The sequence below is a fragment of the Halobaculum marinum genome (genome assembly GCF_029338555.1).
Taxonomy (GTDB): domain Archaea; phylum Halobacteriota; class Halobacteria; order Halobacteriales; family Haloferacaceae; genus Halobaculum; species Halobaculum marinum.
The window spans coordinates 710,658-723,869 of the sequence record NZ_CP119989.1 but is presented as its reverse complement, the minus strand read 5'-3'; the positions used below and the strand labels follow the sequence as shown (position 1 = coordinate 723,869).

Genomic DNA, 13,212 nt, shown 5'->3' with positions numbered 1-13,212 from the left:
CGACCAGCGCGGCGGACGACGGCGCCGCGGGAACGCGCCGCGGGGACGCGCCGCCGGAACGGACGGCAGGGTTTTGCCGGCGGGGGCCGGGGATTCCCACATGAACGTCGACATCGGCAACGCACTCGACGGCGACTTGGGACTCACGCGCGAGGACCTCGACGCCCTCGACGACCGCGTCGCCGACGCCCACGACCGGATCGAACGCGGGCGCGCCGACAGCGAGCACGGCTACGCCGCGTTGAACCTCCCCGAGACGTGCGACCCCGAACCGATCCGCGCGGCCGCCGCCGGCTTCGACCCCGACCACCTCCTCACCGTCGGCATCGGCGGCAGCGCGTTGGGCGCGGCGACGCTCACGGACGCGCTCGGGAGCGGCGTCGACTGTCGCTACCTCGACAACGTCGACCCCGTCTGGGTCGACCGGATCCTCGCGGACGTGGACCTCTCCTCCACCGTGGTGAACGTCGTCTCGCGGTCGGGCACGACCGCCGAGACGCTGTCGAACTTCCTCGTCGTCCGCGAGGCGATGGAGCGCGCGGGCGTCGACTGGACCGAGCGCACCGTCGTCACGACCGGCGAGGCGGGCAACCTCCGGGCAATGGCCGACCAGCACGACCTGCCCGCGCTGGACGTGCCCGACGGCGTCCCCGGGCGCTTCTCGGCACTGTCGACCGTTGGGCTGTTCGCCGCGGAGTTGGCGGGCGTCGACCTCGACGCGCTGCTCTCGGGCGCGGCGGCGGAAGCCGACCGCCTCGCGGGGTCGCTGTTCGAGTCGCCCGCCTACGCTTACGGCGCGACGACCTACGCGCTCGCAGAACGTGGCGCGACGACGAACGCGATGATGCCGTACGCCGAGTCGCTCGACCGGTTCGCGGAGTGGTTCGCCCAACTGTGGGCGGAGTCGCTCGGCAAGGAGGGACAGGGGCAGACGCCGGCCCGGGCGCTCGGCGCGACGGACCAGCACAGTCAGTTGCAGTTGTACCGCGCCGGGCCCGCCGACAAACTCGTCACGCTCGTCCGCCCCCGCGAGGCCGACGATCTCGCCATCCCCGAGACCGACTTGGAAGGACTGTCGTACCTCGGTGGCTCGTCGCTCGGCGACCTGCTCGACGCCGAGTTCCGCGCGACGGAGGCGAGTCTCGCGGCCGCCGGGCGCGAGAACGTCCGGATCGAACTCGACCGCGTCGACGAGCACGGAGTCGGCGAGTTGCTGTACGGCATGGAGGCGGCGTGCGTCCTCTACGGGGAGCTCGCGGGGGTCTCGACGTTCACGCAACCGGCGGTCGAGTGGGGGAAGAAGGCCGCCCGCGGCCTGCTCGGCGGCGGCGACTTCGCCGAGGCCGACGCCGTGAGCGACAAGCGACGGCTGGAGGTGGAGTGAAGTGAACGTCGAACTCGGTCCCCCCGAGGGGACCGTCGAGGGGCGCGAGGTCGCGATCCGTGTCGCGCAGGCCGTCCTCGCCATCGTCGCCGGCCTCGTCGCCGCGTCGGCGCTGGTGCCGGCGTTCGAGTGGCTCGCGCAGGCGTTGGGATTCGGCGCGAACTCGGCGGTAGGGGCCGCGTTCGTCACCGTCGGCAACGTCGCCGGCTTCGCCGTGGCGGGGCTGGCGTTCCTGTTTTACGCCGGCGACCTCGACATCCTGCGGGTTCGCCGGCCGACCGCCCGCGACGCGGTCGTGGTCCTCGTCGGCTCCGTCGGACTGATCGCCGCCGGCTACGCGATCCTCTACGCGTTCGCGACGGCTGGACTGACGCCGAGCACGAACCGGGCGCTGGAGAATCCGCCGAGCTACTTCCTGTTGATGATCCCGCTGTCGTTCCTCACCGTCGCGGTCGGCGAGGAGATCCTCTTTCGCGGCGTCGTCCAGGGGGAGTTGCGCCGGGCACTGGGGCCCGCCGGTGCGATCGCCGGCGCGTCGCTACTGTTCGGGTTGTTGCACTACCTCGCCGGCGCCGGGACGCCGACCCAGCGGCTCGTGTACGTCGCGGTCGCCGCGCTGCTGGGCGTGGGGTTGGGCGCGATGTACGAGTACACCGACAACCTCGTCGTCCCCGTCGTCGTCCACGGCGCGTACAACGCGACCCAGTTCGCCGTCCAGTACCTCTCGGCGACCGGCGCGGTCTGAGCGGCGGTCGGCGGGTGCCTCCCGTGGCGCCGCGTACGGATCGAGGTGGAGAAAACCGCGTGACTGCGATGCGAACCGGAGCCAGGTCGACGCCGGTTACGTCGGGTTCTTGCGCGAGAGGTCGCTGCCGCAGATGGGGCAGCGGTCGCGGTTCTCGTCGAACGTGCGCCCGCAGCCAGAACACTGGAAGCGCCACTCGATCTCTTCGCTGATCCCGTCGCGCGCGATGACGCGCACCCGCACGTCCATGCGCTCGGCGACGTTCTGCATGGCGTAGTCGTCGGTGACGAGCGTCGCGTCGAGTTCGAACGCCGCCGCCAGCAGGCGGAGGTCGGTGTCCGACAGCTCCGCGGCGTCACCCGTCTCCTCGGCGGCGCGACGGACGCGCCCGAGTGCGCCCTCGCCGGGGACGTGGATGTGCATCCCGGCACCCTCCTCGGCGTCGAAGCGGAGGGCGGTCTCGCCGGTGAGTTCCGCCTGCACCGCGGGGATGGAGGCCGTCTGCTCGTCGCTGTCGTAGCCGTGGATGAACGCCGATGAGTCGAGGACTTCCATTACGTGCGGACGACGATGTAGTCCTTCACGGCCTGCACGCTCGAGACCGGCACGTGGAAGCGCCCGGACTCGTCGCGGTCGAACGGCACCTGCGCCGGTGCGAGTTCCTCGTTCGGCGTGACGAGCAGGTCCGACAGCGAGCCCGTCTTCAGGTCCATCGTGATGTTGTACAGCATACCCAACTCGGTGCCGTCGGAGCCCATGACGGCCTTGCCCGAGAGGTTCTCGGCGAGGATGTCTGCCATACCGTCGCTCACTGACGCGACGGCTATAAACGCCACGCTGCGTCGGACGCGGGGCACACGCCGGCGGGGCCGGCACGGGTGACGGGCGCCGTCCGCTGTCTGTCTCGGTGAGTCGAAACAGGTAACTTCGGCCCCCGGTTCAACTCGGACAAGAGACCTTCTCTCGGTGAATATTCCATGTCCGACACCAACACAGACCCCGAGTCCGCCGCCGACCCCGGCGCCCTCCGCACGCCCATCGTGGCGGTGCTCGGCCACGTCGACCACGGGAAGACGACGCTGCTCGACCGGATCCGCGGCTCTGCGGTCCAAGAGGGCGAGGCCGGCGCCATCACCCAGCACATCGGCGCGACGGCAGTCCCGCTGGAGACCATCTCCGAGATGGCGGGCGCGCTCGTCGACCCCACCGACTTCGACCTCCCCGGCCTACTGTTCATCGACACGCCCGGCCACCACTCGTTCTCGACGCTGCGCTCGCGCGGCGGCGCGCTCGCCGACATCGCGGTGCTCGTCGTCGACGTGAACGACGGCTTCCAGCCCCAGACCGAGGAGGCGATCAGCATCCTCAAGCGCACCGGCACGCCGTTCGTCGTCGCCGCCAACAAGATCGACACGACGCCCGGCTGGAATCCGCAAGAAGGCGAGCCGATCCAGAAGTCGCTGGAGAAGCAGTCCGAGCGCGCGACCTCCCGACTCAACGAGAACCTGTACGAACTGATCGGCGACCTGTCGTCGGCGGGCTTCTCGGCGGACTTCTACTGGCGCGTCCAGGACTTCCAGTCCAACATCGGCGTCGTCCCCGTCTCCGCGATGACGATGGAGGGCATCCCGGACCTCCTCACCGTCCTGATGGGCCTCTCCCAGCGCTACATGAAGGAGGAGATGTCCATCGACGTGTCCGGCCCGGGCGTCGGCACGGTGCTTGAAGTGAAAGACGAGCGCGGCTTCGGCGCGACGCTGGACGTGGTGCTGTACGACGGCGTCGTTCGCGAGGGCGACACCATCGTCGTCGGCGGTCGCGACGACCCCATCGTCACGGAGGTGCGCGCGCTGCTCCAACCGCGACCCAACGCCGAGATCCGGACGGAGAAGCGCTTCGAGCGCGTCGACGAGGTCCGCGCCGCGGCGGGTGTGAAGATCGCAGCGCCGGACCTCGACGAGGCGATGTCCGGCGCGCCCGTCCGCGTCGTCCGCGGCGACGACGTGGACGCGGTGAAAGAGGAGGTCCGCAAGGAACTCGCCAAGATCGAAGTCGACACCGCCGAGGACGGCGTCGTCGTCAAGGCCGACACCCTCGGATCGCTGGAGGCGATGGCGAACGCGCTGGAGGAGGCCGAGGTGCCCATCCTCCGCGCGGAGGTGGGCGACATCGCCCCGCGCGACGTGACCGTCGCTCAGACCGCCAACGAGGAGAAACACCAGGTGATCCTCGGGTTCAACGTCGACGTGCTCCCCGACGCCGAGGACGCGCTCGACCGCACCGGCGTGAAACTGTTCGACGACGACGTGATCTACCAACTCGTCGAGGAGTACGACGAGTACGTCGAGGAGTTGGAGCGCGCCCAGCAGGAGACGGTGCTCGACAAGATCACCAAGCCCGCGCGCTTCCGCATCCTCCAGGACCACACGTTCCGCCAGAACGACCCCGCCGTCGTCGGCGTCGAGGTCGTCTCCGGCACCGTCCAGAACAACCGCCCCGTGGCGAAGTTCGAGGGGAGCGAACCGAAGCGCGTCGGCTCCCTCTCGGGCATCCAGCACCAGGGCGACGACGTGGACAAAGCGCAGGCCGGCGAGCGCGTCTCCGTCGCCATCGACGGCCCAACGGTGGGTCGACAGATCGAGGAGGGCGACGAACTGTGGATCGAACTCCCCGAGAAGCACGCGAAGATCCTCGAACAGGAACTCGCCTCGGAGATCCGCGCCGACGAGATCGAGGCGCTGAAAGCGTACCTCGAGAAGCGGCGCAAGACCGACCCCTTCTGGGGGAAGTAGCGCTCCGGATCGCGGCGCCCTCCAGAGGTTTTTCTCGATCGCGACGTCAGCGTGCGTGACCTCGTGGCCACGAATCACCCTCGTCGGTCGCACGCGAATCCAACGTATCACATCGCTCGATTATTTCGACCGTAACGGATTTTACGGACCGAACAGAATCTCTACGGTGGTGAGAGACGATGAGCGTGCGCGAACCATCCAGTCGCAACACCACCCCGGTTCCGCCGGGGGCCGGATCGCCGTCGAAGTACGACCTCGTGTTGGCCGCCGTGCCGGCGCTGCTGTTCGCCGGCGCGGTCGGCGGCACGCGACTGTCGCTGCCGACGCCGACCGCCGCGGGCGTCGGGTCGGCGCTGGCGGCGCTCGTCGTCGCGTACGGCCTGTTCGTCTCACCGCCCGGTGGGAGCCGGCGGGCCCGCTGACAGCAGTCGTCGTGTGAGGCTCCGATCTGTACCGCCGTATGGCGATTGTCGCTCGATACCCTCCTGGTCGTGAGAACCGAACTCGACAGTTCGATCCAGAGCCGTGGCTTCGCGGTCGGCGTCGAACGGAACGGCAGAACGGCAGCGGGCGGCGTCGGTTATCGCGCGGTCGGTTCGAGGTCGTCGCCGACGGCGGACATCACCTGCACTGCGGCGCTGGCGGCGAGGCCACGGGCGACCTCCTCGCGGTCCTCGGTGTCGAGGCCGGCCTCGATGTCGTCGATGTCGGGCGAGAAGCCCGCCGAGACGGCGTGGCCGACGGGCGGTTGGACGGCGACGGTCGCCTGCGGACCGTTGGCGCCGTAGGAGAGTTCGGAGCCGACGGCGTAGCCGTCGGGGAGATACGACTCGGTCCGTGTGACGATGGTGGCGACCGCCCGGCGGAGCGCGTCCTTCTGATCGGCGGTGAGGTCGATTTCCTCGGGACGACCCGCCTCGACGACGCCGGGAGCCCCCGCATAGGGGTTGTTACCGTTCATCAGGTACACCATCCATATGGGTGGTCGAGGTATAAAATCGTCGGCGACCTGTCTGCCGATTTTACTGTTTCGACCCCGGAAGCCGCCAGAACGCGCCGGTCAGGCGATCGGCTCGCTGTCGCCGTAGGCGGCGACGACGACCGCGGCGGCGTACGCCGACTCGTCGGTGTCGACGGTCGCACAGCACGTCTCCTCGTGGTCGAACGTCCAGTCGCGGAGGTCGCGCCCGGCGTCGAGTCCCTCCAGCACCGTCTCGCGGACGGCGGTGGCGTCGCTGCCGTCGGCCTCGTAGAACAGGCCCGGCCCGGGGCCGGTCGCCCACCCGAGGCAGGCAGTGACGCTGTCGGTGTCGGTGGCGTCCGCGGGCGAGGCGGCGGCGTGCGCCTGCACGACGGTGAGGCGGTCGCCCGCGGGACCGAGGTCGGGGGCGGTGCCGACGGCCTCGACGGTCGCATCCGCGGGCACGACCGAGGAGACGGTCACGAGGTTGAAGTCGCCCACGCCGGCGTCGGCGAGCGCGGCGTCGTAGGCGGCCAACTCGGTGGGGCCGTGGCCGACGCCGTCCGCGACGAGGATGTCCATATCTGAGGAGCGGCGGCGGGCGGAAAGTGGGTGTCGGATCGCGGCCGCCGCGCTCTGGGGCGTCGGAGACGAGTGGTCTTGTTGAACCCCTCAGGGAGTTACAGGTTCATCGGATAGTTCGATCGGATGCAGGCTCTCCCGAAGTCACAGCAGATGGTGCCGCTGCCGATTACCTGTGCGAGTCTATAGCCGCCTCACACCTCATAGAGAAGTGCTTCCACCTCACCGTCTTCTCGGATGGTCAACTCGTACGAGACTGATGGTGCCATCCGCTCTTCCCACAGCGTCTGATTACCGCTGTGGATCTCGACGACGACCACACGGTCGGCTGGAATGGCAGAGCTGACATTCAGAGTGCCGTGGTCAGTCGAATCGAACGTCTTGGTGGAGAGTTCCTTGTTCGAAGACTCCTCGACAACGACGACACTGAACGCATTCGGATAGTTGTCCTCGATGGTCAACCGCCAGTCGGCGGAGTGCGCAGTCGTCGTTGGATCTTGGCCACCGACTCCCGCACAGCCGCTGATGACGATGACACAGCAAACGACGACGAGGCACGTTCGCTGCTGCTCCATGGGCAGAAAATCACTGGTGATGGTGTAATTAAGTCTCTGTATTGTGAATTAGAGGCCGAGGCCGTGCGACTGTTACCGAAAACAGTTGTCGAACGACTATGAATTCAACAGATCCGGACGAGCGGAAAACCACACGACTGCGCCGCGAATCGGAGCCCGTTCAGTACTGGTAGCGCCCGAACTCGCCGTCGTTGAACACGGGGCCCTCGGAGTCGGTCTCGACCTTCTCGCGGGCGTTCTCGAAGTCCTCGCGGTGGACGGTCGTGCGCTCGTCGCGGATGGCGAACATCCCCGCCTCGGTTGTGAGGGCGGCGATGTCGGCACCGGAGTAGTCGTCGAGTTCGAGCGCGAGGTCGGCGAAGTCGACGTCGTCGGCGACGCTCATGTCCGCCGTGTGGATTTCGAGAATGCGCTCGCGGCCCTCGGGACCGGGCTTGGGCACCTCGATGAGGCGGTCGAACCGGCCCGGACGGAGGATGGCGTCGTCGAGCATGTCGAAGCGGTTCGTCGCCGCGATGATGCGGATCTCACCACGGTCGTCGAAGCCGTCCATCTCCGAGAGCAACTGCATCATCGTGCGCTGGACCTCCGCGTCGCCGGAGGTCTTCGAGTCCGTCCGCTTGGCTGCGACGGCATCGATTTCGTCGATGAAGATGACGGCGGGTTCGCGCTCGGCGGCCAGTTTGAACAGGTCGCGCACGAGGCGGGCACCCTCACCGATGAACTTCCGGACCAACTCGGAGCCGGCCATCTTGATGAACGTCGCGTCGGTCTCGTTGGCGACGGCCTTCGCGAGCATCGTCTTCCCCGTCCCCGGCGGGCCGTGGAGGAGCACGCCGCTGGGCGGCGTGATGCCGACCTCGCGGAACTGGTCGGCGTTCACCAGCGGCGCCTCGACGGCCTCGCGCACCTCGCGCACCTGCTCGTCGATGCCGCCGATGTCGGCGTAGGTGACCTCGGGCGAGGCGTCGACCTCCATCGCCTGCGCCCGGGCGTCCGTCTCGTCGTCGAGGACGGTCTGGACACTGAACGAGTCGTTGATGGCGACGCGGTCGCCCGCCTCCAGTTCGTCGTCCAGCCGCGGCGAGAGGTCGGTGAGCACCTCCTGGTTGTTGCCGTGCTGTTTGATCACGGCGCCGTCTTCGGTGAGCTCTTCGACGGTGGCGATGTACAGCGAGGACGTCTTCAGCGTCTCGTTGCGCCGCTTGAGCTCGTCAACCTCCTCGCGGAGGTCGTTCCGGCGACCCTCTGCCTCTTCGAGTCGGTCGTCCAACTCATCGTTCACCTGGACGATCCGCGCGAAGTGCTTGCGAAGTGCCTCCAGCCGCTCGGCCTCGCTCATGTCGGGATCCAGATCGAGGCGGGGCCGGTCGGGGAGGGACGGACTCCGAGACATTTCTCGTGCGTGCTTGGGTAGCGCCGGTAAAGGGGCTTTGGGTGGCGGGAGGGTTCGCCTCCGCCCCGTTCGCGCGTCGTCGCGGGCGCTCCTGCTTACAGGTCGAGCAGCGCCGCGGCCTCGTCGAGGTAGTCGTCGTACACCGCGATGGCCGACTCGATGGATCCGCTGTCGGTCATGTCGATGCCGGCGATGTCGAGCACGTCGATGGGGTACTCGGAGCCGCCCGCGCGGAGCGCCTCGCGGTACTCCTCGGCGGCGACCTCGCCCTCGCGCTCGATGCGGTCGACGATGGCCGCGGCCGCGGAGATGCCCGTCGAGTACTGGTAGACGTAGTAGTTGTAGTAGAAGTGCGGGATGCGCATCCACTCGCGGCGGATGTGGTCGTCGACGTTCGCGTCGGCGTGGCCGTAGAACTCCGCCTTCAGGTCGCCGTACAACTCGTCGAACACGTCGGGCGTGAGCGGCTTGCCCGCCTCGTCGTGCTCGTGGATCGCCTGCTCGAACGCCGCGAACATCGTCTGGCGGAACAGCGTCGAGCGGAAGCGTTCGAGGTACTGGTCGAGCGCGTGGATCCGGAGTTCGTCGTCGTCGACGTTCTCCAGCAGGTGCTTCGTGAGCAGCGTCTCGTTGACCGTCGAGGCGACCTCGGCGACGAAAATCTCGTAGTCGGCGTCCTGCCACGGCTGCGCCTCCTTCGCCAACTCCGAGTGCATCGAGTGGCCCAACTCGTGGGCCAGCGTGTACATCGAGGCGGCGTCGTCCTGGTAGTTCATCAGGATGAACGGCTGGGTGTCGTACGTCCCCGAGGAGAACGCACCCGAGCGCTTCCCGCGGTTCTCGTACACGTCGACCCAGCGCGACTCCAGGCCCTCGGCCATGCGCTGCTGATACTCCTCACCGAGCGGTTCGACCGCCGCGATCACGTGCTCTTTGGCCTCCTCGTAGCTGATGTCGGGGCCCTCGTCGCCCGTCAGCGACATGTACAGGTCCCACATCTCCAGGGTGTCGACGCCGAGCGCCTTCCGCTTGAGGTCGGCGTGGCGACCCAGCGAGTCGAGGTTGTCGCGGACGGTGTCGACGAGCGTGTCGTACACCTCGACCGGGACGTTCGGCCCGTCGAGGGCGGCTTCGCGGGCGGTGTCGTAGTTGCGCGCCTCCGCGAGCTTCACGTCCTTCTTCACGCTCTTGGCGAGCGTCGTGCCGACCGTGTTGCGCACCTCCTTCCACTCGCCGTAGAACTCCTCGTGGACGCGCTGGCGGAACTCGCGGTCGGGCTTCTGGAGGAGGGTGGTGAAGTTACCCTGCGAGATCTCCACGTCCTCGCCGTCGGGGTCCTCGACGGTCGGGAACGTCATGTCCGCGTTCGCGAGCATCGAGTACGCCTCGCCGGCGCCGCCGGTGACCTCGCTCAGGTCCGCGAGCAGTTCCTCCACCTCCGCCGAGCGCGTGTGGGGCTTCATTCGGAGCACGTCGTCGACGAAGTGCTCGTACTCGGCGAGCGCGGGTTCCTCCTCGACGAACGCCTGGAAGTCGGCCTCGTCCAGTTCCTGCAGTTCCGGTTCGAGGTAGCTCGACGCGCTCGACGCCTCCGCCGACAGCGCCTGCGCCTTCGACGACATCGCCTGGTACTCCTGGTCGCGGGTGTCCTCGCTGGAGCGCAACTGCGCGTAGGAACTGACCTTCGCCACGTCGCGGAACACGTCCTCGTACGTCTCCAGCAACTCCAGCAGCGTCGCGGCACTCTCGGTGACGCGCCCCTCGTACGCGCGGACGTCGTCGAGACGCTCCTCGCACGCATCGTAGGCGGCCTCCCACTCCTCGTCGTCGGCGTAGATGGAGTCGACGCTCCACTTGTACTCCGCGTCGATCTCCGATCGTTCGGGTACCGAACTCATTGTTCGGACCTGCCCGTGGGCGCTGGTAAGTCTTGTCAAGCGACGCGGGCGATCTGGCTGCCGACGACGACGGTCGGATCACTGATCCGACGTGTCACCCCGTGAACCCTATCAGAGTGGAAAATTTGACCCACGAGGTTAACTCCGTTTTCGCGAAGCGGATCTCGTGAAATGAGGCAGATACTACCCGGCCGACTTCGCGGGAGCTACGCGGCCAAGTTTACTATCGTCGTCGTCGCCATCGTCGTCTTCACCGGTTCGGTCGGCGCCTACTCGTACACCCAGACGAAGGCAGAGATCGAACACCAAGTCGACACGGAGTTGACGACGTCGACGGCGACGCAGTCCGACAAGGTGGCGCTGTGGGTGAGTCAACGGCGACAGACGGCACAGATGGTCTCGCGGTACGACGTGATGAGCACCGGGAACGACGTGCTGATCGACGCGTTCCTCGACGCCGAGACGGACGCGTTGCCGGCGGACGTCTACGACGTGTACTACGTCAACGAGACGACCAACGAGGTCCTCGCGAGCACCGGCGACGACAGTGACGAGCACGTCTTCACGGCCGAGGAGGCCGCGTGGGCGACCGAGGATCGGTCCTTCGACGAGTCGGACGACGTGTATCGGTCGGACCAGTACGACGCCGGGGGGACGCCGACTATCGCGTTCGTCTCGCAGGTGGCCAACGACGACGACCGCATCGTCGTCGTGAAAGCCGACGTGACCAACATGTCTGCGAGCATCGAGTCGACGTTCACCGGCGGCTTCTCCATGGTCGTCGACACCGGCGACGGCGAGGTGATGATGGACGAGACCGGCGACAATCTCGACACGACCTACGAACTCGGCACCGACACCGCCGTCGTCCGAGACGGCGCGGCGGGCAACACCGACGTGGTGTCGATGGACCCCGTAGACGGACTCGTCGACGAGCGCTTCCTGCTCGGCTACTCTCCGGTCGCCGGGACCGACTGGGTCGTCGTCACCCACGTGCCAGCGAGCGAGGCCTACGCCATCAGCGACTCCGTCGAGCAGTACATCCTCCTGCTCGTCGGCGGCGCGCTCGTTGGCCTGGTCGCGCTCGGCGTGACTATCGGTCGGAGTACGGTCCGCTCGCTGACCGACCTCAAGCGCAAGGCGAACGCGCTGGAGGACGGCGACCTCGACGTGGCCGTCGAGAGTGACCGCAGCGACGAGATCGGCCAACTGTACGAGGCGTTCGCCGGGATGCGCGACTCGCTGAAGACTCAGATCGCAGAGGCGTCGGCGGCCGCCGAGGAGGCGGCGCGCCAGCGTGAGCAGGCGCAGGCGATGTCCGCGCGCATGCGCGACCGCGCCGACGACTACAGCGCCGTGATGGCCGAGTGTGCCGACGGCGACCTGACGGCCCGGATGGCCGTCGACACCGACGACCGCGCGATGCGCGAGATCGGCGAGGCGTTCAACGAGATGATGGACGACCTCGAACGTGCGCTCGGTCGCGTCGACGCCGTCGCCGACGAGGTCGCCCGCGTCAGCGAGACCGCCAGCCACGGCGTCGAGGAGGCCGAGCGAGCGGCGACGGAGGTCGCGGCGTCCGTCGAGGAGATCTCCGCCGGCGCCGACGAGCAGGCCGACCACCTCACCGACGTGACCGACGAGATGGCGACGCTGTCGGCGACCGTCGAAGAGGTCGCGGCCACCGCCGAGCAGGTCGCCGACCGCTCGGAGACTGCCGCCGAGCGCGGCGAGCGCGGGAGCACACTCGCCGACGACGCCATCACCGAGATGGGCACGATCGAATCACACAGCGAGGAGACCGCCGCGGTCGTCCGTGGACTGAAACGCGAGGTCGAAGAGATCGGTGCGGTCGTCGACCTAATCGACGGGATCGCAGAGCAGACGAACACGCTGGCCCTGAACGCCTCCATCGAGGCCGCCAGAGCGGGCGCCGAGGGCGACGGATTCGCCGTGGTCGCCGACGAGGTGAAACAGCTCGCGACGGAGACGCGCGACGCCACCAAGCGGATCGACTCGCTCATCGACGGCGTGCAGTCGTCGACCGACGACGCGGTGGCAGACATCGAGGAGATGCGTACCCGCGTCGACGACGGGAGCGAGACCGTCGCAGCCGGGCTGAACGCCCTCCGAGACGTGGTCGACGCCGTCGAAGAGGCCAACGACGGGATGCAGTCAATCTCGACCGCCGCCGACGACCAGGCCACCTCCACCGAGGAGGTCGTCTCGATGGCCGAGGAGGTCGCGGCGGTGGGCGAGCAGACCGCCGCGGAGGCGAGCACCGTCTCCGCCGCCGCCGAGGAGCAGTCTGCCTCCCTCGATCAGGTGAGCGCGGAGGTCGGACAACTCGCCGAGCGTGCCGAGGGGCTTCGCCGCCTCACCGACCGCTTCGAGACGCGGACCGTCGACGCTGCGGCTGCCCCACAGCCGACTCTCGAATCGGACGACCTCGCCGCCGCGACCGACGGCGGCGACGACGCGCGGTAGCGACCCGCGCGACCGCGCTGCCCTCCCGGAACGCACTGCCCGACGCAACGACGACAAGCGGTGCGAGTGGCTGGTCGCCGTGCCCAAACAGGGAGGACCGTGTGACTGCACAGTGGCCGTCGAGCGACCGGTCGGCCCGACCGTCGCACACGGTCAGCGCCTGCGAGAGAGTCGGAGCCGGGGCCCCACGGTTCGACGCCGCGACCGGTCAGTCACCCACTGCGAGTCAGCCGTGTCGAGGCGCCGAACACAGCCATAAACCACATAGTGCGATAGCAAATCGGCCCCAGCGATGATTGGTGGCGGGTCACCGCGTGGACTGGTGGTGGGCTGCGTGGCAGATCGCGAGGATCACAAGAGCGCCCATGGCGCGGCAACACGCCGCCCACACC

At 68.2% G+C, this 13,212-nt stretch carries 12 protein-coding genes; 5 read left to right on the top strand and 7 right to left on the bottom strand.

Going from position 1 to position 13,212, the window contains the following annotated elements; genetic code table 11:
- Window positions 1-100 precede the first annotated feature (100 nt).
- Together P0R32_RS03780 and P0R32_RS03775 are read left to right on the top strand one after the other, a co-directional pair.
- A complete protein-coding gene (locus P0R32_RS03780; protein WP_276238611.1) occupies window positions 101-1,384 on the top strand; it encodes a phosphoglucose isomerase-related protein in 1,284 nt (427 codons plus the stop codon).
- 1 nt (window position 1,385) lies between these two features.
- The gene (locus tag P0R32_RS03775) at window positions 1,386-2,129 is read left to right on the top strand and encodes a CPBP family intramembrane glutamic endopeptidase (protein ID WP_276238610.1); all 744 of its coding nucleotides are present in this window, start codon (window positions 1,386-1,388) and stop codon (window positions 2,127-2,129) included.
- Between the two features lie 96 nt (window positions 2,130-2,225).
- Here the strand turns inward: P0R32_RS03775 and P0R32_RS03770 are convergent, their stop codons facing one another.
- Both P0R32_RS03770 and P0R32_RS03765 read right to left on the bottom strand, forming a co-directional pair.
- The gene (locus P0R32_RS03770; RefSeq protein WP_276238609.1) at window positions 2,226-2,684 is read right to left on the bottom strand and encodes an NOB1 family endonuclease; all 459 of its coding nucleotides are present in this window, start codon (window positions 2,682-2,684) and stop codon (window positions 2,226-2,228) included.
- Window positions 2,684-2,929, bottom strand: coding sequence for a PRC-barrel domain-containing protein (locus tag P0R32_RS03765; RefSeq protein ID WP_276238607.1), 246 nt, complete (start codon window positions 2,927-2,929; stop codon window positions 2,684-2,686). The genes P0R32_RS03770 and P0R32_RS03765 overlap by 1 nt, the downstream gene beginning before the upstream one ends.
- A gap of 177 nt (window positions 2,930-3,106) precedes the next feature.
- On the opposite strand from P0R32_RS03765, the gene infB reads away from it, so the two are divergent.
- A complete protein-coding gene (infB, locus tag P0R32_RS03760) occupies window positions 3,107-4,921 on the top strand; it encodes a translation initiation factor IF-2 (RefSeq protein ID WP_276238605.1) in 1,815 nt (604 codons plus the stop codon).
- A 179-nt stretch (window positions 4,922-5,100) separates the two neighbouring features.
- Window positions 5,101-5,343 (top strand): DUF8015 family protein, encoded by a 243-nt coding sequence (locus tag P0R32_RS03755; protein WP_276238603.1) that lies wholly within the window; start codon window positions 5,101-5,103, stop codon window positions 5,341-5,343.
- Between the two features lie 158 nt (window positions 5,344-5,501).
- On the opposite strand, the gene P0R32_RS03750 is transcribed toward P0R32_RS03755, so the two are convergent.
- The 5 genes from P0R32_RS03750 to pepF form a co-directional block, all read right to left on the bottom strand.
- The gene (locus tag P0R32_RS03750; protein WP_276238601.1) at window positions 5,502-5,882 is read right to left on the bottom strand and encodes a DUF5811 family protein; all 381 of its coding nucleotides are present in this window, start codon (window positions 5,880-5,882) and stop codon (window positions 5,502-5,504) included.
- Between the two features lie 99 nt (window positions 5,883-5,981).
- Window positions 5,982-6,464 (bottom strand): pyruvoyl-dependent arginine decarboxylase, encoded by a 483-nt coding sequence (locus P0R32_RS03745; RefSeq protein WP_276238600.1) that lies wholly within the window; start codon window positions 6,462-6,464, stop codon window positions 5,982-5,984.
- 194 nt (window positions 6,465-6,658) lie between these two features.
- Complete coding sequence (locus P0R32_RS03740; RefSeq protein ID WP_276238598.1) at window positions 6,659-7,039, bottom strand: hypothetical protein; 381 nt, start codon at window positions 7,037-7,039, stop codon at window positions 6,659-6,661.
- Window positions 7,040-7,199: 160 nt separating this feature from the next.
- The gene (gene pan2 / locus P0R32_RS03735; protein WP_276238596.1) at window positions 7,200-8,435 is read right to left on the bottom strand and encodes a proteasome-activating nucleotidase Pan2; all 1,236 of its coding nucleotides are present in this window, start codon (window positions 8,433-8,435) and stop codon (window positions 7,200-7,202) included.
- Between the two features lie 95 nt (window positions 8,436-8,530).
- Window positions 8,531-10,333, bottom strand: coding sequence for an oligoendopeptidase F (pepF, locus tag P0R32_RS03730; protein ID WP_276238594.1), 1,803 nt, complete (start codon window positions 10,331-10,333; stop codon window positions 8,531-8,533).
- A 171-nt stretch (window positions 10,334-10,504) separates the two neighbouring features.
- On the opposite strand from pepF, the gene P0R32_RS03725 reads away from it, so the two are divergent.
- Window positions 10,505-12,820 carry a methyl-accepting chemotaxis protein gene (locus P0R32_RS03725; protein ID WP_276238592.1) on the top strand — a complete coding sequence of 772 codons (2,316 nt, stop codon included), beginning with the start codon at window positions 10,505-10,507 and terminating at the stop codon, window positions 12,818-12,820.
- The last annotated feature ends 392 nt before the right edge of the window (window positions 12,821-13,212 follow it).